Genomic DNA, 24,757 nt, shown 5'->3' on the forward strand with positions numbered 1-24,757 from the left:
TGAAAATTGAAAAATATATTACTAACTTTATTTTAGATGAACAAAAAGGAACAGGTCAAAGAAAGAATTGGACAGGCGGCCATGGAATGTTTCGAGCGTTATGGATTGGAAAAAACAACCTTGGAAGACATTGCTAAAACTGTGGGATTGAACAAAACGTCTCTTTATTATTATTACAAGAACAAAGAGGATATTTTTATTGAAGTAGCCATACGAGAGGGACAATCTTTTATCGATACATTACAAAAAAGTACATTGAAAAAGAAGGGCGTGGAGAATCAGATTTCTTTTTATTTAGAATCGAGATTGAACTATTATACCAATGTGCTCAATATGAATAGGGTGTCTGTCGAATCACTTGATAAGATTTTACCTCGTTTTTTTGAACTATATGATGCCATGATGGTGCAAGAGAAAGCTTTTCTTACGAAGCTTCTTACGCAAGCCATTGCACATGAAAAATTGGATCTAACAGATCCTGAAAATATAGCTTCTGTACTTATAAATTTTGCTAATGCATTAAAACATAGTACAGAACAACAGGCAATACTGAAGCGGCAGGTCGAAATTGACTATGCACAAAGTCTTCGGGATACCAAATTTCTAGTCGGCCTAATTTTTAGGGGACTTAGAATCTAATTCTCGATTGTCCATTTAGGAGAATCATGCTGGGTAAGGTGAAGCATTGAAGCGATAATAATACGCTAACCAATATAAACATGAAAAAAATTGCCTTATTAATCCAGATTCTCTGTATCTGTGTGCCATTTAGCTTGTCTGCACAACAGATCATCAATGGGCAGGTCAGTAATAGCTCGACATCCGAGCCGGCCTATGCCGTTTCGATCCACGTAAAAGACGGAAAGGAAGGTACTTTTACAGATGATCGAGGGCGTTTTCAGCTGAAAACAAACAAACCACTACCCATTACGCTCTATATTTCCGCTATTGGATATGAATCGAAAGAAGTTTTGGTGAATAACCTGTCATCGCCTTTGCGTATTTCGTTGAATTTGTCTCCCATTTTGGGGCAGGAGGTTGTTGTTTCTGCAAGTAGAACCGTACAGAGTAAACTATCCGCTCCAGTAACAATTGAGCAAATGAGCAGCAAAGACATTCGTAATGCTGCACAATTAAATTACATGGATATGCTTCAAGGTTTGAGGGGAGTGGATGTTACCGTATCCAGTATTGGTTTTACCAGTGTTACAACGCGCGGATTTAATACCAGTGGGAACACCAACTTTACGCAGATCGTAGACGGGATGGATAATCAGGCGCCCGGTCTGAATTTTCCGCTCGGGTCAGTCATCGGGCTAACCCAGCTTGATGTCGATAATATAGAGGTGCTGTCTGGAGCATCTTCGGCCCTGTATGGTTCAAGAGGATTGAATGGTACGATGGTGGCCACAGGCAAAAATCCGTTTAAATATCAAGGATTAAGTGTGCTGGTGACTCAAGGTGTAAACCATATTAATCCTAAAAAGAACAATGATCCGGTGCCTACGTCACCTTACTATGATTGGGCTATCCGCTATGCAAAACAAATGGGGAATAAAATTGCTTTCAAGCTCAATGGCCAGTATACACAGGCAAAAGATTGGGTAGCCAACGATGAAACCAACAAAAATGGTCCGGGGACAGCGCTGACAGATCCAAACTATAATGGGGTGAATCTGTATGGTGGAGCGACTTCGACTGATATCAATCCCTTTTTGGAAGGTGCACTGCAGGGAAATCCGGAATTGGCACCCTTAATCGAACCCTTACTGAAAAATCCGAATTATGTTGCCCGGACTGGATATCCTGAATATGGCTATCTCGATAATAGAGCCAAGCTCTTTAAAATCAATGGTGAATTCCGTTACAAGGTTTCCACAAATATTGAAGCCATAGCTTCAGCCACTTTTGGTACAGGTAATATTGTGTATACCAACGATACGCGTTATCAGCTGAAAGGATTTAAAGTTGGGCAATATCGGCTGGAACTTCGTGGGGATAAATGGTTTTTCAGAACGTACACAACCCAGGAAAATTCAGGGAGAACACTGGTCGCAGGGCCGACAGCACAATATATCAATGAATCTTGGAAAACAAGTTACGACGGAGGAACAGGTGGCTGGTATCCTGAATATACTGCTGGTCTCTTAAATGCACTTGCTTCAGGTACTTCACTCACAGACGCTCATTTAGCAGCGCGCACGCTAGCCGACCAAGGACGTGCCGAACTCGGAACACCACTGTTCAATAGACTTAAAGATAGTATCAGCAATACACCAATATCGCAGGGTGGAACGTTATTCTTAGATCGCAGCAAATTATACAATGCCGAAGCACAATATAATTTCTCCGATCTCTTAAAATTTATGCAGGTGATTGCAGGTGTCAATTGGCGTTTGTACAACCTAAATTCAAAAAATACATTATTCCCAGATAAGGATAAGCCAATTCATGTAAAAGAGTACAGTGCATATCTGCAGCTCGCCAAAAAAGTATTGGACGATCGCTTGAATATTGCTACCTCATTCCGTTACGATAAGAATACGTTGTTTGCTCAACCAAAATTAACTTCACGGGCATCACTGGTGTTTGATCTGTTTCATCAGAATTATTTGCGCCTTTCTTATCAGAATGCATATAGTTTCCCCTCCAATATACAAGCTTTACAAAATACCTTAAATGGTTATAATAGCTATTCCTCCGGTGGTTCATCGCTGCTGTTGATCGATAATTATCAGTTTGACCGCTATCCTCCTTACACCTTGGAAAGCGTACAGAAGTTTCAGCAATCGAACGATCCAACCGTACTTCAGAAATTTAAATTTGATGATATTAAACCGCAGTCGGTTAATGCTTTCGAACTGGGTTATGCAGCTATGTTGGGCAAGCGGGTGATGATCGATGTGTTAGGCTATTTTTCAACTTGGAAGAATTTTATTGGCTATGCCAATGTTGCTAATACTCCTGGAAGCAATGATTACAATGCGTTTAAAGATCATGCAACCTATGTGCAGTATAATATCGCCTTTAATGGCGGAGAGACCGTAAATACCTATGGATACGCCGCGAGTCTTAGTTTGGATCTAGGTCGGAATTTTGTAACCAAGGCCAATTATTATTCTGACTACCTAAAAAATAAAAACAATAGTCAAATTAACAACTTCAATACACCACACTATCACTTTAATTTTGAATTCGCGAATAGTGGCTTTGGAAAAAAACAAGTTTGGTCGTTTAGTACTTCCTTACGCTATAAACCGGGCTACTATTATGTCGTGTCTGGGGGGCTTGCCGCAGGCCAAGTGCCAAGCTCGGCGGTGATCGATGCACAAGTGAGCTATAAGTTTGTTAAGGCTCGTTCCGGAATTCGTATTGGCGGAACCAATATCACAAACAAATACTATTCTACAGGTATTGCTAATCCACGTATAGGTGCAGTATATTATGTCACTTATGCTTATAATATTTTCTAATCAAAATTAAATAAATCAGACCATGAAAAGATATTTAAAACAATTGATCGGTATTGCGGTCACAGCTTTCTTTCTGTACAGCTGTGCCGACCAATCGAAAGACAGTTACAAAGTCCTAACGTTTACTCCTGGACAGGAAGAGGCAATTGAGGAAGCTTTCCTCTCTATTAAAGATAGCACCAACATCGTGCTAAAAGCCGGGAAATACTCCTTCGATAATTTGAGTATCGCACAAGTAAATCATATTAAGATTGAAGGTGAGGGCTATGATAAGACAATTATTGATTTTTCCAGTCAGACACAAGGAGGAGAGGGAATACGGGTTACCGATGTGAAAGGTTTAACGATTGGAAATATGACCATTCGTGATTCAAAAGGAGATCTGTTGAAGATAAACAATAGTCAAGACGTTGTCATTTCAAACCTTCATAGTATATGGAGCTCGGCCGATTCTACGAGTGGCGGATATGGGATTTATCCTGTGCTCTGTAAGAATGTGCTTGTCGAGAATTGTTATGCCGAAGGGGCTTCAGATGCCGGTATTTATGTGGGACAGACAAAAGGTGTTATTGTGCGTAAATGCAAGGCAACGAAAAATGTGGCTGGATGTGAAATTGAAAATACAACAGATGCTGAAGTTTACGATAATGAATTCTATGGAAATACAGCCGGATTTCTGATTTTTGATCTGCCTGAACTTTCACAGCGGGGTGGAAGGGTAAAGGCGTATCACAATAAAATCTATGCTAATAATTTTAAAAATTTTGCCAAAGGTGGGAGCTTCGGAACTTTCTGGGGGGTAGGGAATGCATCACCGGGAAGTGGTATCATTATCCTCTCGACATCAAATATTGAAATTTATGATAATGTTATCGAACAAAACAATACCTCTGCGATTACGATCGCTTCAGGTTTTGCTGTCGATGAAAAAGCTGGAGAACGAATAAATTCAAATTACTCTCCAATACCCACACATGTTAAAATTTATAGAAACACCATTAAGATGGGGGATAAATTCCCCCAAGCAGCTTATGAGCATCGTATCGGTCAATTGATTATTGCTACCGAAGCCCAGTTAAATAGCGTTGAGCCGGATCGAAAAAATAAGCGAATTCCAGCCATATTGTATGATGGTATCACCAGTAATGTGATCACGAATGGTCGCACTCAAAACCCAGATTCCATCTGTATCAATCAGCCGGGTGAGAATATGTTTGTAGCCGCAGATTTTAGTCACGCAGGTCAACCAGCGAAGTGGAAACCCTCAAGTAATGTACAACCTTTTCTATGCAATTAACCGTGAAACCAACAAAATTTGCCCTCGTCTGTACCGGAATATTGAGCGTGATCCTGCTTGTGCTGCAACAGAGCTGTCGGCAGGGACAAAAGAAATCATCAGACCATGGGGTTGTTTCTTTTGAATTTAAAGAACGACTGTCCGAATACGGCTTTTTTACTGGAAAACTAAATCAATTAATCGCAAGAGCCGATATCTTGGGCTACGATCTGAGCACGCCTCTATTTTCTGATTATGCCGTTAAAGACCGCTTTATTGTATTGCCAAAAGAAGGGAAAATGGGCTATACAGAACATGGTCCGTTAGATTTTCCCGACTCAACAATTATTATAAAGAATTTCTCCTACATCAATGAACAAAAGCAAAAAGTATTGATAGAGACGCGCTTACTGGTGAAGGATCCAGCTGATCATGCCTGGAAAGTGATGAATTATCTGTGGAATGATGCGCAGACTGATGCGATGAAACACATTCGTGGTGCTAAACTACCGATTACATTGATCGATAATGCTGGCAACAAGCATACGACAAACTACATGGTACCCAATACCAACGATTGCAAACGCTGCCATAACAATAGCTCCAAGCTGATGCCCATAGGTCCAAAAGCCCGAAACCTCAATTTTGTGCGATTAGGTGATTCGATCAATCAACTCGCCAAATGGGTTTCCCTTGGTCGGATGGTCAATATGCCCAATCTAAAGAGCGTACCGCAATTGCCCGTATGGACTGATGAAAACAAATTCAGTTTGGAACAACGGGCAAGAGCCTATTTAGATGTGAACTGTGCGCATTGCCACACCAAAGGGGGAGACGCTTATAATACAGGGCTTTTCCTGGATTACGATGTGAAAATTCCTTCACACCTTGGTATTGGTAAAGCTCCTGTTTCAGCTGGAGGTGGAGCAGGTGGCTTAGATTTTGATGTGGTTCCAGGAGATGCCAAGCATTCTATCCTGCTTTATCGGATGAATAGTGTGGAACCGGGTACAGCAATGCCGGAGTTGGCGAGAAGTATAATACATCAAGAAGGTGTGGATCTGATTCGTCAATGGATCGATAATATGCCGTCAAAAAAATAATAATATTGATCTTCAATTGGTATGAACAAAGAGACATCAACCGATCAGATCGGTTTAATATTTGAACAGCAGCAGCTTTTTAAATATGAATTACGGTCTAGCAGTGCAGAGGACCGGATAAAGAAACTCCACAAGCTAAGGGCGCTTATTGAAAGTCATGAGGATTTAATCTATGCGGCGCTCGAAAAAGATTTACGGAAGTCACGAAGTGAAGCCGCCATAAGCGAAGTATTGTTTATTTACGGTGAAATAGCATTTGCAATACAACATTTACGAAAATGGATGAAGCCTAGAAAGGTTGGTCGCTCAATGACCAATTTTCTTGCTAAAAGCACAATTACCTACCAGCCTAGGGGTACGGCGCTTATTATATCGCCTTGGAACTATCCATTTCAGCTCACCATGAGCCCCTTGATTTCAGCTATTGCAGCGGGTAATTGTGTGATTTTAAAGCCCTCAGAACATAGCCCATTCACATCGGCAGTTATTGGGGAGATCTTGACCAAAGGATTTGACCAACGGGAATTGGCCTGTATTGAAGGTGAACAGCATGTTTCCGAAGCACTATTAGCGCTTCCTTTTGATCATATTTTCTTCACCGGGAGTCCGGCGGTAGGCAAACTGGTTATGCAGGCTGCCTCCCACAATCTCAGTTCTGTGACCCTGGAACTTGGTGGCAAGTCCCCCGTTATACTAGATGAGACTGCAGATTTGGAGATGACTGCCCATAAAGTTGCTTGGGGAAAATTAATCAATGCTGGGCAAACCTGCATTGCACCAGATTATATTCTTTTGCCTAAAGATAAACAGGATGAATTTGTAAACTATTATCTAAAGGCGGTTAAAAGTATGTTTTTCACCGAGGATGGACAGCTGGATCGAACAGTTTACGCGAAGATCATTAATCAAAAGCATGCTAGTCGTCTTGTTTCATTAATCACCAATGCAATAGCATGTGGGGCACAACTGCGCGAAGGCGGACAATTAGCTGATGATCTGACATTAAGTCCTGCATTGTTGATCGATGTGAGGGCCGACAACAGCATTATGCAGGAAGAAATATTTGGCCCCATACTTCCCATAGTGACCTATGAAGATCAAGAAGAGGCTCTAGCACTGATTAATCGTGCTGAAAAGCCTTTGGCTTTGTATATATTTAGCAATAACAAGTCCAATATTCAATATATCCTCCAACAGGTGTCCTCTGGAGGTGCTTGTGTGAATGATGTTTTGATTCATGTTTCCAACCCTCATTTGCCTTTTGGTGGTGTCAATGGCAGTGGTTTGGGCAGCTGTCATGGGCAGTTTGGCTTTAAGGCATTTTCACATGAAAGAGCTGTCATGTTTCAATCTAAATTTTCAGTTTCTACGTTGATTTATCCACCCTATGCTAAAAAGAATAAAGTTTTTAAATTATTGAAGAAATGGATTTAGTCAATTGAAACAGTTTTCAATAAAGACAGCTATCCGCTCTTGAATACAGGCTATCGGTGAAGGATTTAGTTGCGATTGTTGCTCGTCAGTCGTTTGACCCGCAGCAGGAGTTCTTCCGGGCTGAACGGCTTCACCATAAAATCTGAAGCGCCAAGATCAAAAGCCTCAATGACAACTTCTTCTTGTCCCATGTTGGAAAGTACAATAACGGGGGTTTTTTTCTCGAGCTTTTTTATGGAAGAGAGGACTTCTATCCCCGAAGCAAACGGCATCATAATGTCGGTAATGATCAGATCGAGATCCATTGTATTGAGCTTTTCAATTGCATCTTTTCCATTGGTGGTAGCGATAACCTCATGACCTGCCTTGATCAGTTTGTATTGAACTGTCCGTAATATCAACTCATTATCTTCTGCAATTAAGATGACCATCTTATTTTTATTATTAATAGACTACTATGGAGGCCATAACAAGTTTAGATCCTATTCCATATCTGACGATAGGTACAGAAATATTTTACAATATGTTGAGTTTTCAGCTTCAGTTTGTGTTTTGCACCTGAAAACATAGGTAGCAAAGAAGGACTTCAATAGCAAGAAGCTATCTTGGCAGTATTGGAAAATGATCTTAAAATTGCTTTCGGCTAATAAGAAATTCAATGTCCCCAAGTGAATTTCTGCGCAAATATAGGATTGTAATGGAAATATTCAATACAAGAAAAGCAGTAGAAGGTAAATTTTATGCTAATCTGTTGCTGATGAGTTTTTTATCCTTTCTGTTTTACAGAAAAGAAAGTGTAGAAATAAGAGATTGTAACATCATATTACGGGTAAAGGGGACGATCACCCACAGATGTTTTTAGTCCTTATATACCATAATTATTCATTATATTTAATCAACCTAGTTCATTCGATATGTCATATAATATTCCCGATAATCTGAAAGGTCTTTCCGCAACTGAGGTGCATGCCTCCCGAGCTAAATATGGTTGGAATCAATTGAGCGATAGTCACAAGAGTACCTGGTTTGAACTGCTTGTGGATATTTTGAAAGAGCCTATGCTGATTCTATTGATTATCATCTCGATGATTTATGTTTTTGTGGGGAATTACGGAGAGGCCGTATTTATGTTTGTCGCTATTGTTGCTGTTACGGCAATTTCTTTTTATCAGGACAATCGTAGCAAAAAAGCCCTGGAGGAACTTGAAAAGCTGAATGAACCATTAAGCACTGTGATTCGAAATGGGAAGGTTAGTGAAATTCCAACACATGAGATTGTTGTGGGGGATCTCTGTATTACAGAGGAAGGTCGAATTATAAACGCTGATGGTCGTATTTTACATAGTAACGATTTTTCTGTCAATGAATCTTCGCTGACGGGGGAGAGTTTTTCGGTGTTTAAGGACAGTAGATCCGAAGATAATCTAGTCTACAGTGGGACGGTTACGGTCTCGGGCCTGGCCGTGTTTGAAGTTACTGAAATCGGTAAGGAGACACGCGTTGGGAAAATCGGTGAATCGATAAAGAATATCAAAGAAGAAATTTCACCCTTGCAGGTGCAAATCCAAAAGTTTGTAAAAGCAATGGCTATTGTCGGTATACTCATTTTTTTATTCGTATGTATATACAGTTTTATTGATAGTGGTAATTTGGTGGCGAGCTTGCTCAATGGACTTACGTTGGCGATGTCTGTATTGCCGGAAGAGATTCCTGTTGCGTTTACGACTTTTATGGCGCTTGGCGCATGGAAGCTCATGCGCGAGGGAATTATCATCAAAAGAAGCAGTATTGTTGAGACTTTGGGCAGTACGACGGTGATTTGTACCGATAAGACCGGGACTATTACAGAGAATTCCATGCAATTGAAATACCTCTATAATTATGCTACGGATTCATCTTATGATCAGGAAAGGTTTGATGAATCCGATTTAAGAGAGCTTATCGATTATGCGATGTGGAGCAGCGAGCCTGTGCCCTTCGACCCCATGGAAATTACGTTACATAAAATATATGAAAAAACGCAAAAGCAGGACTTCAGAAAGGAATATGTACTATTTCATGAATATCCTTTAGCGGGTAAACCGCCGATGATGACCCATCTTTTCGAAAATACGGGAAAAGATCGGATTATTGCTGCCAAAGGGGCGCCGGAGGCTATACTTAGCGTATCCAAGCTGTCCGATAAGGAGAAAAATAAAATTAGGGCTATTGTTAAATCCTATGGAGCGCAGGGTTTTCGCTTATTAGGTGTGGGGAAAGCGACATTCGAAGGCAATAATTTCCCTGCGAATCAACAGGAATTTGAGTTCCAATTTTTAGGGTTGACGGTATTTTATGATCCACCCAAAAAGGGTATTCAGGAGGTGTTTAAAGATATTTATGCTGCGGGGATTAAAGTCAATGTGATTACCGGCGACAATGCCGATACGACTCAAGCAATAGCAGCTCAGGCCGGAATTCGTATTTTGTCTGCGCCGGTCAATGGCAGTGAGATCGTAAACAAGTCCGAAGGTGAAATTATGGCGATAGCAGAGCAAACAACGTTATTTACCAGAATGTTTCCGGATGCTAAACTAGCCATTGTAAATGCCCTGAAAAAGAAAGGCGAGGTCGTGGCGATGCTTGGCGATGGGGTGAACGATGGCCCAGCATTAAAAGCAGCCCATATCGGCGTGGCAATGGGTAATAAAGGTACTGAAATTGCAAAATCAGCCGCGGCATTGATTATCACAAACGACGATTTACAGAAGTTAATCATCGGTATAGCCGCTGGAAGAAGGATTTACGCAAATATCAAGAAGGCGGTTCAATACATCATTTCTATTCATATCCCCATTATTTTGACCGTGTCACTCCCTTTGTTTTTAGGCTGGGTATTTCCGCAGATTTTTAGCCCTGTGCATGTGATCTTCCTCGAATTGGTCATGGGGCCTACTTGCTCGATCGTATATGAAAATGAACCTATTGAAAAGGATACCATGAAGCGGCCTCCTAGAGCTATGAGCGACACTTTTTTGAGTATAAATGAGCTTGGAATCAGCATTGTTCAAGGCCTGATAATCACCATGGGAATTCTTTTTGTTTATCAGTTTGCTGTTCAGCAGGGGGGAACTGAGGAAAAAACAAGGGCTATGGTTTTTGCTACTTTAATCTTTGCCAATATTTTGCTAAGTTATGCCAACCGATCTTTTCACTATAGTATCCTGGAGAGTTTTAAAAACCGAAACTTGCTGCTCGTGGGAATTTCGATCGCTGTGCTTCTATTTTTAGCGGTGATATTATATGTTGCTCCGGTTGCCCAATTTTTTGCTGTAACAGCCCTGAGTGGATATGAATTGGGAATAGCGCTGTCCGTGGCTGCAGTATCCGTTTTATGGTTTGAGGTTTATAAATTGATCAGGAGAATTTCAGTTCAAAGAAAATCTGATTGATCTTAATTTAAGATTAGGATTTGAAATCTAAGCTAACAGCGATTTGCTTAAAGGCGGCCTAAGCTCATGATGCGATGCAGTGTCAAGTGCGATATTTGATGGCGAAATGATTTCTGTAGTGATTTGAGGTGGAAAAATGATGTTATCAGTCTTACTGAATAAATTTCGAAGTAATTCCTCTTTTCTTGATGTAGAAATTCAGCGCTCGCCCTGCTTCCGTAGGTCGATCTGTACTTAATATGTCTGCGCCGCGATCAATAAACCCAGCATAAACTTGAAAGCCTTTTTTGTCGGCCTGTTTGTCCAAGTTCCCCAGTGTACCCAATATGCACATGATGCCATGGTCATGTAGTATTTTGGTTAATGCTGGATCTGCTTCACGTGTTCCGACGAAAGCTAACAAGCGATTGTCGGGTATATCTTTTTCATTTAGACGAGCAAGGTCCTCCATGTTATTGACCGAAGCCGAAATCATGATGTCGCTTGCCAGACTGTGCACTTTGGCCGCTTGGTTGGCACTATACGTGATGATGACTACGCTGGATTCTGCCCTTTGTTTGCGAATAGCGTTGATAACGGCTTCATAAGGGACATCATTTTTAATGTCTAAGGTGAAGATTACCTTTCCTTTTCCCCAAGCAAGTGCTTCTTCCAGCGTAGGGATCCTATAGGGCGTTATCTTTTTGTTATTGTCCAATAGACGAAGACTTTTGAGCTCAGCCAATGTGCTGGCGTTCACAGTCCCTCTACCTGTGGTTGTTCGGTTTAGCGTATTATCATGCATTAATATTAATGCTGAGTCTTTACTGATACGAACATCACATTCAACAAGGACTGGCTGTAAGCTCGCGTTATAGGAAAAAGTTTCGATTGCATTCTCCGGGTATCCGGATGCGGGGCCCCCACGATGCAAACTGACCAATGGATAACGATTATCATCATAGGTCAAAAACTGATATAATTCCTCCACATTTTGGAGCTGTATACGTTTACCCACCGGCAAGCCATCCGTATTGGCTCCATTACGAAAGCAACTGCTTACGATAAAGCAGATCAATAAAAGGAAGTAGTGGGGGGTACGTATATTCATTGTCTATCTATTGTACTGATTAATCAAATCGGCCAGTGTCTCGACACTCGTGTTTAATTGGTCAATCGTCAAATGTGCCTGTGTATAATAAGGTTCTCTTTCGATCAACTTTTCTTCAATAAATAGCCGTAGTTCCTCCGGTGATTTTCCGATCAGAATGGGCCGTTTGTGTAATTTAGATTGAGAAAGACGGTCAAAAAGTGCTTTGGGCGACATCTGTAAGTAGACGGCATAACCATTCGCCTTGATCCATTCCATGTTATCAAAGAAACAGGGGGCGCCACCACCCGTAGATATTACGGCAGCATTCTCCGCAAATTTACGCAATTGCTCGCGTTCTAATGTCCGGAAGGCGTCTTCACCATGCTGACTAAAATATTCGGTAATGCTCATGCCAATTTGTTTGACGATTTCCTCATCAGTGTCGATGAAAGGGAGCTCGAGTTTGGTGGCAAGTTTCTTACCCAGGGTAGTTTTTCCACTTCCCATATAACCAATCAAAAATATAGGTTTAGGCATAGGTACTATTTGTCTTTACTTAGAAATTTATCTTCAATGGTTTTGGCATCCGGAAAATTATTATAGTGCCATTTTCCGACGACGTTGCCTCCTTTTAGGAGCAGTACACCAGGATTTGCTCTCACCATGCTTTTCAGAGGAATGAGATCGGCATAGAATATCTCCGCAATTAATTGCATTTTATCACTCAGATATTGCGCGTCTTTGGATGCAGAAGCAGTCAATAGAACAACGCGCAGTCCATTATAATCTTTTGTTAACTGAATGGCTGTCTGATTGATCTTTTGGATAGCATCAATATTGGTCGAAGAAAGATCTTTTGCAACGATCACAAGGTTATAATACGGGTTGGCAATGATTTCCTGTGTATGATCTGCACCATCAGCGTCTGTAATTAAGAGATCAGGAATAGGGATGTCATATCCTTTTTTTACTAATCTACTCTCAGGCTCACCTATAATTTCCCATGATTCATCTTCCCATAGCTTGTCAGCCATATAGACTTTGTCATTGACCTTTTTGGTTTCGCCCGTCTTTTTGTTTTTCATGGTATAGATTTGCTCAAAGACATCGCCTTGTTTGCCTTCAGGTAATACCATTAATGAAGGTAAGTTGTTGCCAACTTTGTAGGGTAAGAAATCAATAAAGGGGAGGTAGTTTACGGTGTAAACACCAATACCTAAGGAGATGATCGCTGTAATCAAAGTAGCAACGAATTGATTGCCTGATCCTTTGATAATTGATCGTAATTGTTTTCGGTTAAAAAATATAATAAGGATCAAGGCCAAGAGCACCAGATCTTTAGAAAATGATTGCCAAGGTGTGAGTGGGATGGCATCGCCAAAACAACCACATGAGGTCACGACCTCAAAAAATGCCGAATAGAAGGTTAGAAAGGTGAAAAACAGGATCAGCAGCAGCAGGCCCCAGGCAACGGTATTTGCATAAACCCCAAGTAATAAAAGTGCGCCTAACAAAATTTCAAAACCACATATCACCACGGCCATGGCAGTGGCGTATTCATTAAAAGCTGTGAGATGAAAGACCTCAAAGTATTCCTGAAGCTTATAGCCAAACCCTGTCGGGTCATTTGCTTTAATAAAACCGGAGAATATGAACAAAAGTCCCGTAAAAATCCGGCAAAATCCTAAAAGATAATTTGTTTTGGTACGCTGCTGTGTGGCTGTCATAATCCGATTATTGTTGTGCAATTCCTAATTTAATTAATGCAAAAACTGCGTAGTTGAGCATATCTTGATAGTTGGCATGGATGCCTTCAGAAACAAGGGTTTGCCCGTCATTATCTTCAATTTGTTTAACGCGGTGAATTTTCATCAAGATCAGATCTGTCATGGAAGAAACACGCATATCGCGCCATGCTTCACCATAATCGTGGTTTTTGGCAAGCATGAGATCTCTGGTCTCGGTAACCTTTTCGGTATATTTCTGATTCACAAAAGTTGGATCCAGATTTTCTTCACCATCTTCACCCAAATCAATCTGAATCATGGCCATGACACAGTAATTGATAATACCGATATATTCGTCGACAATGCCTTCGCCAACTTTGGAAACCTTTTTGATTTCTAGCGTGCGTATACGTTGTGCTTTAATGTAAATCTGGTCTGTAATGGAAGATAGGCGCATAATCCGCCAGGCCGTTCCATAATCTTTTGTTTTTTTAATAAATAAATCCTGACAATGTTTGATAACATTGTTATATTCCTGAATGGTATCCATATCGTTGATTGAAGAAACTTGATGAGACAAGTTGTGATTACACTACAAATATAATTAGAAAATAATACTTCCAACGGTCAAATGAATGTACAATTTGTGCTTTATTGCTAAAATATAAGCAATAATTTTGGATATTACCACACTTAATAGTTCGCAGGGACAAAGAGTAGTGGCATTGTGCAAGTACATGACGTGAATTTCTCGTTTCCTATAGCTGCAAACGTTTAAATATAGGTAACTTTAGATAAGTTTGATCAGTTTGCATGGTATTGCCAACTTTGAAGATCGTAAAAATATAATTCATGGATTTTAAACAACCTGTTATTAGAGATGTAGAGATCATCCGATATGTTCAGCCATTTCGGGAAGGAGGGTCTTTGCCCGCATTAGTCGATGCCGATGACGGCTTTAGTTATGTTATAAAATTTAGAGGGGCAGGTCAGGGACGAAAAGCATTGATCGCAGAACTGATCGGTGGAGAGCTAGCAAGATTGCTAAAATTGAGGGTTCCCGAAATTGTATTTGCGGAGCTGGACGAATCCTTTGGCCGTACAGAACCCGATGAAGAAATTCAGGATCTGCTCAAATTTAGTGTAGGCAAAAACCTGGGACTTCATTTTCTGAGTGGAGCCATCACATTTGATGCGAATGTTGATGCCATCGGCGCGGAGGAAGCTTCGAAAATTGTCTGGTTGGATTCTCTCTTGATGAATGTTGACCGTACCGTTCGGAATACAAATATGCTGATATGGCATAAAGAACTTTGGTTGATAGATCACGGCGCTTCCTTATATTTTCATCACAGTTGGGATAACTGGGAAGAACAATCCCTAAAACCATTTGTTCAGATTAAAGATCACGTACTGCTCAAAAATGCGAGTATGGTGGAGAAAATAGATCAGGAATATCGTTCCGTTTTTACGGAAGCGGTATTTCGTGGAATATTGGCGGTGGTACCCGATGAATGGCTGGAAGATGCCGAACGTGAGCTCTCCGCAGCCGATGCGCGCGAAGTGTATGTTTCTTTCCTGAAACAGCGTGTAGCCAATTCATCCATTTTTGTAAAACAAATAGAAGATGCCAGAAAAGACCGTATATGAGTATGCTGTGGTACGTTTGATACCACGAGTGGAGCGAGAGGAATTTATCAATGTAGGCGTAGCTCTTTATTGTCGTAAGTATCGTTTTGCGAAGATGGTTTATCTGGTCAATGAACAAAAAGTGCGTGCTCTTTGCCCGAATATCGAGTTGGAGTTGATCGAAAATCATCTGTCTTCCTTCCAGCGAATCTGCCACGGCGAAAAAGATGCCGGTAAACTTGCCGAGTTAGATATCACTGAACGGTTTCGTTGGCTCACAGCGAAGCGGAGTACCCTGATTCAATGCTCGGCATCACACCCCGGATTATGTGAGGATCCCGAAGCAACATTGAACGAGCTGTTTGAACGCTTGGTTCGCTAAGCTAAAAGATATGCTCTGCTCATCAAATGAGCTCAATGATCGGCAATGGGGCTAAGTTTTGATAATAAGGCTTAATCTATCAATATTGTATAGTATATTTGTTTTAATAAACTAGTGAAGATGCATGATTTTTATCAACATATCTATGAACAGCAATTGGCTGTTCTAGAAATGCCTTCTAACAAGAAGATCTGCGGCTGGGCTATCCGAATTGTGGATGTGCTCTTCCCCGAACGAAATTCTAGCGAGATGAAATCGGTCGATGATGTGAAGCTCGCTTTTGAACAATTTGAATTGGAGCTTGAGCAGCTCCTGAGCAAATCCAAAGCTTGTCAAAGCTGCAATCACTCGGAAGTAGCGCACCAGTTTTTTGAACGGATTCCACAACTTTATGAATTGATGTGCTGGGATGCAGATGCATTGATGGATGGCGATCCTGCAGCACAGAATAAAAGAGAGGTTGTACGTACTTATCCCGGTTTCTTTGCGATCTGTATTTTCCGGATGGCGAACGAACTACATCGCCTGGGTGTTCCTTTGATACCGCGCATATTGACAGAACATGCGCATTCCAAAACGGGAATTGATATCCATCCTGGAGCAACAATAGGCCATCATCTGCATATTGACCATGGCACCGGATTGGTTATCGGCGAAACCTGCACCATCGGTAATTATGTGAAACTTTATCAGGGTGTAACCCTGGGGGCCCTGAGTGTGGATAAGGTGTTTTCCAATGTAAAACGCCACCCGACAATTGGCGATCATGTTATTATCTACTCTGGAGCCACAATCCTGGGCGGCGAAACACACATTGGCCATCATTCGGTCATTGGCGGGAATGTCTGGTTGACAAGTTCTGTCGAGCCTTACACCACCGTATACCATCAGGCTACATCAAAATTTATAGATTCAAAACCAATAATATAGATACCATGGGAAATATTATAGATACCATAGGAAATACACCCTTAGTCGAGATTACACAATTTCATACAAATCCCAAGGTGCGGATCTTTGCAAAAATGGAGGGTAATAATCCTGCGGGCTCGGTGAAAGATCGTGCAGCACTCAATATGATCCGTTCGGCGATGGAGCGGGGCGATATTACAAAAGATAGTAAATTGATCGAGGCAACGAGCGGTAATACGGGGATCGCACTTGCTATGATCGCCGGTATATATGGACTTAACCTCGAGCTTGTGATGCCAGCTTCTTCAACGCGGGAGCGAACGCTTACGATGGAGGCTTACGGGGCGAAAGTTACTTTATTGGAATCCATGGAAATATGTCGCGATTATGCAGAAGAAAAGGCCGAAAAAGAAGGCTATTTTATATTGAATCAATTTGCAAATCCAGATAACTACGAAGCACATATCAAAACAACGGGACCTGAAATCTGGCGTGATACTGCGGGGAAGATTACACATTTTGTAAGCGCCATGGGGACTACGGGGACAATTATGGGAAATTCCATCTATTTGAAGGAAAAAAATGCAGCCATTCAGATCGTAGGCTGTCAGCCCACTCCTGAATCTTCCATACCAGGCATACGGCGTTGGCCCGAAGCCTATCTGCCTAAGATTTTTGATCCAAGCAGGGTAGATCGCGTTATCGATATATCCCAACAGGAGGCAACAGCGCTTGCCCGGGAACTTGTTAAGCGTGAAGGGGTTTTTGCAGGAATGAGCACCGGTGGAGCTTTTGCAGGAGCACTTAAAATTGCAAATGAAATCGACGAAGGCCTTATTGTATTTATTGCCTGTGACCGAGGTGACCGCTATTTGAGTTCAGACCTTTTTGGCTAAGAACCCATACGAACAATACCAAGCCCACTATGGATCTTTGCTGATTTTTAGCAATCTTTAGTGGGCTTTTCGCTATTTAAGCATCGGCGCCGAAGGTGAGTAGATTGCTGTCGGGATCTAAAATCGAAAACTCCCGCTGACCCCAGGGCTTAATCTCAAGTTTGCCATTAGGGTGAATCTCAACGTGATTTTCTTGAAAAGACTGATACAGACAATCAATGTCGTCTGTGCGTATATAAACCATACCATAATTTTCTTCTGGTGGAAGTTCTTGGAATTCAAAAAAATGAATTTCAATATGGTCTTTTTTTAGCATCAGGTAACCTTCGTAATCGACTGCTCCACATAATGAAAATCCAAGTTTATGTAGATAAAAATCTTTTGTGATGGTTTTGTTGCGCATGGGCAGTTTGGGATGAATGGCTGTCAGTGTCATCAGTATATAATTATTAAGTCAAGTTTAATTCCTATGAATAACCTCGTTGAAATATAATCATTAATCGTAATATTTTAATGTTCTAATGGGAAGGATTCTTTCATTTTAATAGCGTATCCTTTAATTATTTTGGTTAAAATGCAGTTGTCTGTTATAACCAATTGTTATGACTTATTTGTAATTGTGTCTTTTAAAATAATTGAGAGTTATTCAATTTTGTGCCAAATCAATGCATCATTGTCATGGACAAAAAAATAAATACGACAATTCGTTATAAGCAGCTGCTCAATCGAAAGGTCTCCGTTCGGGAAATCATTTTTATACTCTTATTTGTATTATGTCTTACCCCATTTGTGTCGGCCCCTCTTGCCTTACTTTTGGGTATTATTGTAGCGCAATGGATTGGCCATCCCTTTCTGGCAGTCAATCACAGGGCAACACAGATTTTGTTACAGATTTCTGTGGTTGGACTTGGATTTGGAATGAATATCGATACAGCTATCCAAACGGGTAAGCAGGGGTTTGTGTTAACCGTTATTTCTATTCTCGGAACATTATCATTGGGCTATCTATTGGGTAGGTTACTCAAATTGGAAAAGGTGACCGCTTATTTGATTTCTGTCGGCACTGCCATTTGTGGAGGAAGTGCCATTGCTGCGGTTTCACCGACGATAAAAGCCAATGAAAAGCAAGTAAGTGTGGCGTTAGGGACCATATTTGTACTTAATGCCATTGCTTTATTTGTATTTCCTGTCGTCGGTCATTTGCTTGATCTCAGCCAGACGCAATTTGGTTTATGGTGTGCGGTTGCCATACAGGATACCAGTTCTGTCGTTGGTGCGGCAAGTAAGTACGGTAATGAAGCACTACAGGTTGCAACAACCGTAAAATTGACTAGAGCTTTATGGATTATTCCAATTGCCTGTTTGAGTGCTGTAGCATTCAAAACCAAAGGGACAAGAATTAAAATACCGTATTTTATTGGTCTCTTTGTATTGGCGGTTATCTTAACAAGTTATATCCCTTTTTTTCAGTATATAGGAGGCTATGTCGTTTCTATTTCAAAGATGGGGCTTACCTTAACGTTGTTTTTAATTGGAGCAAGTTTGTCGAGGGAGGTCTTGTTGGCAGTAGGTTTTAAAGCAATACTACAGGGGGTAGTGCTGTGGTTGGGATTATCAATACCAGTACTCATCTATATCTATTTTTGTCTCTAGGGATTTAACGTATACCGCAGCATAATCATATCTTTCAACAACTGGCCATTTTCATAAATAGGCAGCTCATAATTTTCAATGAAAAAATCTTTACGGATGGCGTATTTAACAAAGCCATTTCGTTCATAAAAGCGAATTTGGGCCAGGCCACAATCTGCAGTACCTACAATCAGGTTCGGGTATTGCCGGTAGTTTTCCTTGATAAAATCAAGTAGTTGACTTCCGAGCCCCATGCCTTGATACGCTGGTGATACGGCAATGTTTTTAATCTCTAATGTATCCGTATTGACGGGATATAAACAGAAAACAGCGATCGGTTTTACCGTTTCATAGACAACATAAACTAGCGATTCATAGAGGTATTTGTCAATTGCATGAATGGTTTCGTCTGCTAAAAGCAACAAATCATAAGGATATTCCTTATGATTTGTAACAAGTTTTATTTGAAAGCTATTGCGCATGTATAAGAATTCGCTAATGGCCTATAGTCTAAGGTTGGAATTAATTGAAATGATATAAGAAGATCACATCACCCACGTACGCCGGTTTTGCACTATCTTTGATTTTCAATGTAGCTTCGATGGTAACTTTGACAACCCCTCTCAAATTGACAACCGATTTTACTTGTGTATGGAGCTGTACAGCATTGTCAACCAAAACGGGTTGTGCAAAACGTAGGTTTTCAATCCCATAATTGATTTCCATTTTGACATTTCTTACTTCAGCAATTTGTTTCCATAAATAAGGAATGAGGGACAAGGTCAGATAGCCATGAGCAATAGTCGATTTGAAAGGACTATCAGTTTTGGCCTTTTCACTATCTAAATGAATCCATTGGTGGTCAAGGGTTGCATCCGCAAATTGATTAATTTGTTTTTGATCAATAACATGCCATTGGGATTCGCCTAATGATTTTCCTTCAAAGGCTTTGTACTCTTCATAATTGTTAATTATTGTCATATGTAATCTTTTTATCGCGTTTTGTTGGTATCGTTCTCCGCTTTCTATGAAGAAGGGGGAGACGAATTAGTGGCTAAATATAACTATACTTTTAAGAATCCTAAGCATATCCTTTATTTAAAAGATGATCGCAAGGAAAGACAAGCTAAGCTCGTCCGTCGTTAATGCGATTGTCCGAGCTGTGTCGTTGCATAGGTATTTTCAACGTAAGATCTGAAATTTTCGAGTATGGCCTGCCATCCATTACGTTGCATATCAATAGGATTTTCCGTTTCTGCATCAAAAATTATCGTGATATCCGTAGCAGACTTTTTTGCATTGAAGTTGATTTCAACATGACGACCATCAGGCATAACATAGGCTATTTTTTTAAAGGGTTCAAGCGCGGTATAGCTGCCTTCAAAATCAAAGCCCATAGATCCATCTTTTGCCTCCATTCGGTTTTTGAACTTTCCGCCAATACGTAGGTCATTGATCGAACTTGTACAGTGCCAGTCATCTGAAGCATGATTCCATTGCATGATATCCTCGGCCGAGTTATAGGCATTCCAGATCGTTTCTACGCGTACGTTGATATGGGTTTCAATCTTTATCCGTTCCATATAATGTTATGATGTTTTCTAAGTTAATAACAGGAAAATTTGTGTTTTGTTATATCTGTTGCCAGATAATTATCAATATATAATAAAAAGTGTAAAGTTGAAACTTATTTTAACGCAACCAAATGGTTTTGATGAAGTTTTGTTAACTTTAAGCTATTTAATACTTAAATCCGATTTATATGTCTTCCAAATTGCTTGTTATCTTCTTTTTTCTGCTTTCACCGAGTTTGATGTTTGCGCAGCACTATAAAACGACAACCGACGTTGCCTATTGTAGACCAGATGAACCAGATTCTTATAAGAAAGAACGTTGTAAATTGGATATTTATATACCGACTGATCGTAAAAATTTTGCTACCATCGTATGGTTTCATGGCGGCGGACTAGAGGAGGGAAATAAATTTATTCCACTTGAACTTAAAGAAAAAGGTGTAGCGGTTATAGCAGTCAATTATCGGCTAAGCCCCAGAGCGAAAGCGCCGAGCTATATCGAAGATGCTGCTGAGGCTGTTGCATGGACATTTTCACATATTGCAAACTATGGCGGAGATCCCTCAAAAATTTATGTGTCGGGACATTCAGCAGGCGGATATTTGGCTTTAATGGTTGGTTTGGATAAGCATTACCTGCAAAAATTTGGTGTTGATGCAAATAATATAAAAGGGCTGGCACCGATTAGTGGGCAAACAAATACGCATTACACGATTAAAAAGGAACGTGGGCAATCCATGGTGATCCCCCAGATTGATCATTTTGCACCGCTTTCGTTCGCACGGAAAGATGCACCGCCAATTCTCCTGATCACTGGGGATCAACAATTGGAAATGGCGGCACGGTTTGAAGAAAACGCCCATTTGGCAGCGGTCTTAAAACAGGTAGGGCATACCAGAACCTCGTTGTATCAGCTACAGGGGTTTGATCATGGGGGAGTGTATGCGCCTGGTTGCCTGTTGATACTGAACTGGATCAAAGGACTCGAAAAGTAGTTTTTATGCGACCAGGCCGAGAATCGGAAATACAGCAAATCAAAATATTATAAATAAAATAAAAAATATTACAATTGTACATTCGAAAATTCTACCGAAATTTATCTCCAAAGTAGCACATCTCTACTTTTCAAATTAATCCGTTATGTGGGCAAAACGTAATATCGTATTTATAATCTGTATGCTGGGGCTTTTCTTAGCACCGTATAGGTTATTTGCCTGCCACGAACCGTCCGAAAAGCCAAAACAGGAAGAAAAATCATGTTGCCTTGATGAAAGACAACAGGTAAAGGACGTCGAAACAGCAGATTGTTGTAAAGATGAAAGAGCTGAATCACCAAAATCAGATCATCATGCGGATGACTGTGGTAAACATTGTGGCGAAAAATCATGCCGTACCTCTCTGCAATGTAATCCTATTGTTTCAGTGATCGAAGCTCAGCTTATTTTACCCTTATATGCTGATGCATCAAGCGCTTATGCGCGCTATAAACAGCCTTATTGCGCTGATGCCTATTTTTCCATTTGGCAACCTCCTCAGATCGCCTAGTGTTAGACTGATAGCCCATGCTATGTCTTTTTGGATCGGTTTCTCTATCCAAAGCCCCGTTTTATTTTAGCTTATGAAAATCCCTTTGGATCTATCGGATTCAATACGCAAATACAGTAAATCGCTGTAGAAGGGTTTTTCGTCGGTATTCTTTTATATACTACATATGATAATCATGAGATTAATGTCATTACTTGGTTTGGTAATCCCTGTATTACTATCCACCCAACATACACATGCACAAATTAAAAATGCAAAGACAGCGACTGTAAAGATTTTTGGAAATACACCGGCTGTTAAAACGATCATTGAAAAAGAAGGTCGGGACGGACAATTTGCGAAAGTTGACTGGAATCAGGCAACCAAACTGGCGGTTGTTACCTACGACTCGTCAAAAACAAGCGCGGATGAGGTTCTTAAGCGCATTGCATTGGCAGGGTTCGACAATGAAAAATTTCTGGCTCCAGATGATGCTTATGTTCAATTGGCAAAAGCTGAACAATATGAACGAGTCCTAAAACCAGCATTAAAAAATGATACTGAACAGCAGGTCGATCATACGAACCATCGTCAGGGCGTACAAACAACAATTCAGCCTTCGGTGAACTCAAAAGCAGCGGATGAAAAGACCGCATTTGCACTGTTGGCAAGTTCTTACTTTGCGCTAAAGGATGCATTGGTGAAGACAGATGCGGTGGCGGCAGCAGCTCATGCCGAGGCATTTCAAGCAGCAGTCAAAGCTGTCGATATGAATAAACTTAGCCACGATGAACATACGGTATGGATGAAGGTGATGAATAAGCTGGCAAGCGATGCGACTGGTATAACTAAAAATAAAGATGTTGCTAAGCAACGTGTGGCTTTTGCATCTCTTTCAAATGCGTTGTATGAGCTGCTGAAGGTGAGTAAAGTGGACGGACCTATTTATTATCAGCATTGCCCTATGTTTAGTGAAGGCAAGGGAGCGCATTGGCTAAGTAAGGAGAATGCCGTGAAAAACCCATTCTTTGGAGCGCAAATGATTAGTTGTGGAAGTACAGTAGAAACGTTAAACTAATCGCCTGTGTTATGAATTATTTCCTAGCGAGCCTATCGGTTGTTGTATTGTCTTTAACGGCCTGTAGCGGTTCACAAACAAATACCAAAGCTGAAGATCAAATAGCTTCGACTGATCCGGCGATCAGTTTGCCTGTACAGTCAGTTCAATATAAAGTGGGTGATCTCGTCCCTACAGCACAAGTTTGCATGGTGAATGATGCTTTTATGGGGAAAAAACAATTGCTGGTCAGATACGAGGGTAAGGATTATTATGGTTGCTGTGAAATGTGTAAAAAGCGCATACCGCAAGAAGCTGCGGTACGTGTAGCCATCGATCCTTTTTCAAAAAAAGAAGTGGATAAGGCGACGGCTTCCATTGCAATTACCGGCGATCAAGGGGAAGTTTCCTATTTTGAAAACGAAACAAACTATCGAAATTATATTAAAAATCTAAACCTATAAATACACGTAATTATGAAAAAGTTTATGCTAATTGTGGCGATCGCATTGATATTCGTTGCATGCAACAATTCAACATCGAAAAATACACATGCAGATCATACGGTCCCTGTTGCTGCGGATAGCGCAACGACGAATGTCGACAAAAGCAAAGGCGATAGCGCTTTGACTAAAGAGGCTGCCAGAGTAAATAATACAGCTGCAAAAATAGAACCATCGGCGGGGAAAGTTGATGTAACAGCAGCTAGCAATCCTTTTGCAGGCTTATACAGCGCCTATTTCGCGCTGAAAGATGCATTGGTTAAGGATAATGGAGCGGCTGCACAGACAGCAGCGAAAGGAATACAGGCTGCCATTGCAAAACTTAATAACGAGCAATTAGATGCTGTTCAAGGAAAACTTTGGAAGGAATACCAACGGAAATTGGCTTTCGATACAGAGCATATTGCTGGAATTACGGAAAATGAACATCAGCGAGAGCACTTTGTGACCCTTTCCAAAAATATGTATGTGTTGATGAAATCTGTCAAACCTGAAGCTCCAGTCTATTATCAGCATTGTCCGATGTATCGTGATGGAAAAGGAGCCAATTGGTTGAGTACACAAAAGAAAATTGAAAATCCTTATTTAGGTCAATCAATGGCCACCTGTGGATCTATCGTAGAAACAATACATTAATACAATGAAAAGCTTATTCGAAGGACTGCCCAGCTTACACCCGCTATTGGTACATTTTCCGATTGTGCTCTTGTTGATGGCCTTGATTAGTCATATGGGTGCCTTATTGTTAAAAAAACATCGACGTCCTTTCACTGTGCTGACTTTCGGATTGTTATTACTGGGAACACTTGGAGCTCTTGCTGCAATTCAGACCGCAACCCATATTTCAGGCGATGCAGATGAAAAGGCCTTCGCGGTTTTTGAGATCCATCAACGTTTTGCCTGGATCAGCTTTTGGATTGCAAGTAGCACTACAGTCCTGCATTTTGTTGGATTGCGAAAAGATACAAGTGCTTGGATAAACTATTTGATATTGATTTTGTTGATCAGTTTATCGGTGACACTATTTATCACAGGGCATCACGGTGCTAGACTGGTCTACCAATATGGCGTAGGACCGATGGGAAATGGAATATTAATGAATTAAATGAATAAACATGTATAAAAAGAGTAA

General features: G+C 40.7%; 26 protein-coding genes. 17 read left to right on the top strand and 9 right to left on the bottom strand.

All coding sequences use genetic code 11. From position 1 onward, the window contains the following. Window positions 1-36: 36 nt before the first annotated feature. From AAW12_RS12065 to AAW12_RS12085, 5 genes are all read left to right on the top strand, one after another. Complete coding sequence (locus AAW12_RS12065; RefSeq protein ID WP_046673894.1) at window positions 37-639, top strand: TetR/AcrR family transcriptional regulator; 603 nt, start codon at window positions 37-39, stop codon at window positions 637-639. An 80-nt stretch (window positions 640-719) separates the two neighbouring features. Next, window positions 720-3,473 carry a TonB-dependent receptor gene (locus AAW12_RS12070; RefSeq protein ID WP_046673895.1) on the top strand — a complete coding sequence of 918 codons (2,754 nt, stop codon included), beginning with the start codon at window positions 720-722 and terminating at the stop codon, window positions 3,471-3,473. Window positions 3,474-3,495: 22 nt separating this feature from the next. After that, a complete protein-coding gene (locus AAW12_RS12075) occupies window positions 3,496-4,770 on the top strand; it encodes a parallel beta-helix domain-containing protein (RefSeq protein ID WP_053003658.1) in 1,275 nt (424 codons plus the stop codon). A 2-nt stretch (window positions 4,771-4,772) separates the two neighbouring features. Next, window positions 4,773-5,852 carry an SO2930 family diheme c-type cytochrome gene (locus AAW12_RS12080; RefSeq protein WP_197084027.1) on the top strand — a complete coding sequence of 360 codons (1,080 nt, stop codon included), beginning with the start codon at window positions 4,773-4,775 and terminating at the stop codon, window positions 5,850-5,852. Window positions 5,853-5,873: 21 nt separating this feature from the next. Then, window positions 5,874-7,286, top strand: a complete 1,413-nt coding sequence (locus AAW12_RS12085) for an aldehyde dehydrogenase family protein (RefSeq protein WP_046673896.1) — start codon at window positions 5,874-5,876, stop codon at window positions 7,284-7,286. A 65-nt stretch (window positions 7,287-7,351) separates the two neighbouring features. Here AAW12_RS12085 and AAW12_RS12090 read toward each other — a convergent pair whose 3' ends face one another. Next, window positions 7,352-7,717 carry a response regulator transcription factor gene (locus tag AAW12_RS12090; RefSeq protein WP_046673897.1) on the bottom strand — a complete coding sequence of 122 codons (366 nt, stop codon included), beginning with the start codon at window positions 7,715-7,717 and terminating at the stop codon, window positions 7,352-7,354. Between the two features lie 483 nt (window positions 7,718-8,200). Between AAW12_RS12090 and AAW12_RS12095 the strand changes: the two genes are divergently transcribed. Next, complete coding sequence (locus tag AAW12_RS12095) at window positions 8,201-10,717, top strand: cation-translocating P-type ATPase (protein WP_046673898.1); 2,517 nt, start codon at window positions 8,201-8,203, stop codon at window positions 10,715-10,717. 151 nt (window positions 10,718-10,868) lie between these two features. Here AAW12_RS12095 and AAW12_RS12100 read toward each other — a convergent pair whose 3' ends face one another. The 4 genes from AAW12_RS12100 to AAW12_RS12115 are packed head-to-tail and all read right to left on the bottom strand — an operon-like array spanning window position 10,869 to window position 14,066. Beyond that, entirely contained in the window at window positions 10,869-11,807 is a 939-nt protein-coding gene (locus AAW12_RS12100; protein WP_046673899.1) for a glycerophosphodiester phosphodiesterase family protein, read from the bottom strand. Window positions 11,808-11,810: 3 nt separating this feature from the next. Beyond that, window positions 11,811-12,326 carry a shikimate kinase gene (locus AAW12_RS12105; RefSeq protein ID WP_046673900.1) on the bottom strand — a complete coding sequence of 172 codons (516 nt, stop codon included), beginning with the start codon at window positions 12,324-12,326 and terminating at the stop codon, window positions 11,811-11,813. Between the two features lie 5 nt (window positions 12,327-12,331). Next, complete coding sequence (locus AAW12_RS12110; protein ID WP_046673901.1) at window positions 12,332-13,516, bottom strand: BT_3928 family protein; 1,185 nt, start codon at window positions 13,514-13,516, stop codon at window positions 12,332-12,334. Between the two features lie 7 nt (window positions 13,517-13,523). Then, on the bottom strand, window positions 13,524-14,066 hold the full coding sequence (locus AAW12_RS12115) for a DUF1599 domain-containing protein (RefSeq protein ID WP_046673902.1): 543 nt from the start codon (window positions 14,064-14,066) through the stop codon (window positions 13,524-13,526). A 302-nt stretch (window positions 14,067-14,368) separates the two neighbouring features. Between AAW12_RS12115 and AAW12_RS12120 the strand changes: the two genes are divergently transcribed. From AAW12_RS12120 to cysM, 4 genes are all read left to right on the top strand, one after another. Next, window positions 14,369-15,166: a HipA family kinase gene (locus AAW12_RS12120; RefSeq protein WP_046673903.1), complete on the top strand. Its 798-nt coding sequence runs from the start codon at window positions 14,369-14,371 to the stop codon at window positions 15,164-15,166. After that, a complete protein-coding gene (locus AAW12_RS12125; RefSeq protein WP_046673904.1) occupies window positions 15,144-15,527 on the top strand; it encodes a DUF3037 domain-containing protein in 384 nt (127 codons plus the stop codon). Before AAW12_RS12120 ends, AAW12_RS12125 begins: the two co-directional genes overlap by 23 nt. 120 nt (window positions 15,528-15,647) lie before the next feature. Beyond that, entirely contained in the window at window positions 15,648-16,457 is an 810-nt protein-coding gene (locus tag AAW12_RS12130; RefSeq protein ID WP_046673905.1) for a serine O-acetyltransferase, read from the top strand. Window positions 16,458-16,462: 5 nt separating this feature from the next. After that, complete coding sequence (gene cysM, locus AAW12_RS12135; RefSeq protein ID WP_046673906.1) at window positions 16,463-17,335, top strand: cysteine synthase CysM; 873 nt, start codon at window positions 16,463-16,465, stop codon at window positions 17,333-17,335. A 76-nt stretch (window positions 17,336-17,411) separates the two neighbouring features. Here the strand turns inward: cysM and AAW12_RS12140 are convergent, their stop codons facing one another. After that, the gene (locus AAW12_RS12140; RefSeq protein WP_046673907.1) at window positions 17,412-17,771 is read right to left on the bottom strand and encodes a bleomycin resistance protein; all 360 of its coding nucleotides are present in this window, start codon (window positions 17,769-17,771) and stop codon (window positions 17,412-17,414) included. A 242-nt stretch (window positions 17,772-18,013) separates the two neighbouring features. On the opposite strand from AAW12_RS12140, the gene AAW12_RS12145 reads away from it, so the two are divergent. Continuing rightward, window positions 18,014-18,988 (top strand): YeiH family protein, encoded by a 975-nt coding sequence (locus AAW12_RS12145; RefSeq protein ID WP_046673908.1) that lies wholly within the window; start codon window positions 18,014-18,016, stop codon window positions 18,986-18,988. Here AAW12_RS12145 and AAW12_RS12150 read toward each other — a convergent pair. The 3 genes from AAW12_RS12150 to AAW12_RS12160 all read right to left on the bottom strand — a co-directional run bounded on the left by AAW12_RS12150 (window position 18,985) and on the right by AAW12_RS12160 (window position 20,550). Then, complete coding sequence (locus tag AAW12_RS12150) at window positions 18,985-19,449, bottom strand: GNAT family N-acetyltransferase (RefSeq protein ID WP_046673909.1); 465 nt, start codon at window positions 19,447-19,449, stop codon at window positions 18,985-18,987. The two genes, AAW12_RS12145 and AAW12_RS12150, sit on opposite strands and share 4 nt — an antisense overlap. A 40-nt stretch (window positions 19,450-19,489) precedes the next feature. Further along, the gene (locus AAW12_RS12155; protein ID WP_046673910.1) at window positions 19,490-19,948 is read right to left on the bottom strand and encodes a MaoC family dehydratase; all 459 of its coding nucleotides are present in this window, start codon (window positions 19,946-19,948) and stop codon (window positions 19,490-19,492) included. 161 nt (window positions 19,949-20,109) lie between these two features. Beyond that, window positions 20,110-20,550: an SRPBCC domain-containing protein gene (locus AAW12_RS12160; RefSeq protein ID WP_046673911.1), complete on the bottom strand. Its 441-nt coding sequence runs from the start codon at window positions 20,548-20,550 to the stop codon at window positions 20,110-20,112. 179 nt (window positions 20,551-20,729) lie between these two features. Between AAW12_RS12160 and AAW12_RS12165 the strand changes: the two genes are divergently transcribed. The 6 genes from AAW12_RS12165 (at window position 20,730) to AAW12_RS12190 (ending at window position 24,730) form a co-directional block, all read left to right on the top strand. Next, window positions 20,730-21,536, top strand: coding sequence for an alpha/beta hydrolase (locus AAW12_RS12165; RefSeq protein WP_046673912.1), 807 nt, complete (start codon window positions 20,730-20,732; stop codon window positions 21,534-21,536). Between the two features lie 145 nt (window positions 21,537-21,681). Then, on the top strand, window positions 21,682-22,086 hold the full coding sequence (locus AAW12_RS12170; RefSeq protein WP_046673913.1) for a hypothetical protein: 405 nt from the start codon (window positions 21,682-21,684) through the stop codon (window positions 22,084-22,086). A gap of 175 nt (window positions 22,087-22,261) precedes the next feature. Beyond that, a complete protein-coding gene (locus AAW12_RS12175) occupies window positions 22,262-23,143 on the top strand; it encodes a DUF3347 domain-containing protein (protein WP_046673914.1) in 882 nt (293 codons plus the stop codon). An 11-nt stretch (window positions 23,144-23,154) separates the two neighbouring features. After that, the gene (locus AAW12_RS12180) at window positions 23,155-23,586 is read left to right on the top strand and encodes a hypothetical protein (protein WP_046673915.1); all 432 of its coding nucleotides are present in this window, start codon (window positions 23,155-23,157) and stop codon (window positions 23,584-23,586) included. A gap of 12 nt (window positions 23,587-23,598) precedes the next feature. Further along, complete coding sequence (locus tag AAW12_RS25485; protein WP_053003660.1) at window positions 23,599-24,261, top strand: DUF3347 domain-containing protein; 663 nt, start codon at window positions 23,599-23,601, stop codon at window positions 24,259-24,261. Window positions 24,262-24,265: 4 nt separating this feature from the next. Beyond that, window positions 24,266-24,730 (top strand): DUF2231 domain-containing protein, encoded by a 465-nt coding sequence (locus AAW12_RS12190; RefSeq protein WP_046673916.1) that lies wholly within the window; start codon window positions 24,266-24,268, stop codon window positions 24,728-24,730. The last annotated feature ends 27 nt before the right edge of the window (window positions 24,731-24,757 follow it).

The organism is Sphingobacterium sp. Ag1 (assembly GCF_000988325.1).
In the GTDB taxonomy this organism is placed as follows: domain Bacteria; phylum Bacteroidota; class Bacteroidia; order Sphingobacteriales; family Sphingobacteriaceae; genus Sphingobacterium.

Bases quoted from the DNA above. Each gene is read 5' to 3' on its own strand.
- AAW12_RS12170 (WP_046673913.1), top strand. From the start codon at position 21,682: ATGTGGGCAAAACGTAATATCGTATTTATAATCTGTATGCTGGGGCTT.
- AAW12_RS12160 (WP_046673911.1), bottom strand. From the start codon at position 20,550: ATGGAACGGATAAAGATTGAAACCCATATCAACGTACGCGTAGAAACG.
- AAW12_RS12100 (WP_046673899.1), bottom strand. From the start codon at position 11,807: ATGAATATACGTACCCCCCACTACTTCCTTTTATTGATCTGCTTTATC.
- AAW12_RS12165 (WP_046673912.1), top strand. From the start codon at position 20,730: ATGTCTTCCAAATTGCTTGTTATCTTCTTTTTTCTGCTTTCACCGAGT.
- AAW12_RS12130 (WP_046673905.1), top strand. From the start codon at position 15,648: ATGCATGATTTTTATCAACATATCTATGAACAGCAATTGGCTGTTCTA.
- AAW12_RS12090 (WP_046673897.1), bottom strand. From the start codon at position 7,717: ATGGTCATCTTAATTGCAGAAGATAATGAGTTGATATTACGGACAGTT.
- AAW12_RS12180 (WP_046673915.1), top strand. From the start codon at position 23,155: ATGAATTATTTCCTAGCGAGCCTATCGGTTGTTGTATTGTCTTTAACG.
- AAW12_RS12155 (WP_046673910.1), bottom strand. From the start codon at position 19,948: ATGACAATAATTAACAATTATGAAGAGTACAAAGCCTTTGAAGGAAAA.
- AAW12_RS12075 (WP_053003658.1), top strand. From the start codon at position 3,496: ATGAAAAGATATTTAAAACAATTGATCGGTATTGCGGTCACAGCTTTC.
- AAW12_RS12105 (WP_046673900.1), bottom strand. From the start codon at position 12,326: ATGCCTAAACCTATATTTTTGATTGGTTATATGGGAAGTGGAAAAACT.
- AAW12_RS12120 (WP_046673903.1), top strand. From the start codon at position 14,369: ATGGATTTTAAACAACCTGTTATTAGAGATGTAGAGATCATCCGATAT.
- AAW12_RS12085 (WP_046673896.1), top strand. From the start codon at position 5,874: ATGAACAAAGAGACATCAACCGATCAGATCGGTTTAATATTTGAACAG.
- AAW12_RS12175 (WP_046673914.1), top strand. From the start codon at position 22,262: ATGAGATTAATGTCATTACTTGGTTTGGTAATCCCTGTATTACTATCC.
- AAW12_RS12070 (WP_046673895.1), top strand. From the start codon at position 720: ATGAAAAAAATTGCCTTATTAATCCAGATTCTCTGTATCTGTGTGCCA.
- AAW12_RS12190 (WP_046673916.1), top strand. From the start codon at position 24,266: ATGAAAAGCTTATTCGAAGGACTGCCCAGCTTACACCCGCTATTGGTA.
- AAW12_RS12140 (WP_046673907.1), bottom strand. From the start codon at position 17,771: ATGACACTGACAGCCATTCATCCCAAACTGCCCATGCGCAACAAAACC.
- AAW12_RS12145 (WP_046673908.1), top strand. From the start codon at position 18,014: ATGGACAAAAAAATAAATACGACAATTCGTTATAAGCAGCTGCTCAAT.
- AAW12_RS12125 (WP_046673904.1), top strand. From the start codon at position 15,144: ATGCCAGAAAAGACCGTATATGAGTATGCTGTGGTACGTTTGATACCA.
- AAW12_RS12115 (WP_046673902.1), bottom strand. From the start codon at position 14,066: ATGGATACCATTCAGGAATATAACAATGTTATCAAACATTGTCAGGAT.
- cysM (WP_046673906.1), top strand. From the start codon at position 16,463: ATGGGAAATATTATAGATACCATAGGAAATACACCCTTAGTCGAGATT.
- AAW12_RS12065 (WP_046673894.1), top strand. From the start codon at position 37: ATGAACAAAAAGGAACAGGTCAAAGAAAGAATTGGACAGGCGGCCATG.
- AAW12_RS12110 (WP_046673901.1), bottom strand. From the start codon at position 13,516: ATGACAGCCACACAGCAGCGTACCAAAACAAATTATCTTTTAGGATTT.
- AAW12_RS12095 (WP_046673898.1), top strand. From the start codon at position 8,201: ATGTCATATAATATTCCCGATAATCTGAAAGGTCTTTCCGCAACTGAG.
- AAW12_RS25485 (WP_053003660.1), top strand. From the start codon at position 23,599: ATGAAAAAGTTTATGCTAATTGTGGCGATCGCATTGATATTCGTTGCA.
- AAW12_RS12150 (WP_046673909.1), bottom strand. From the start codon at position 19,449: ATGCGCAATAGCTTTCAAATAAAACTTGTTACAAATCATAAGGAATAT.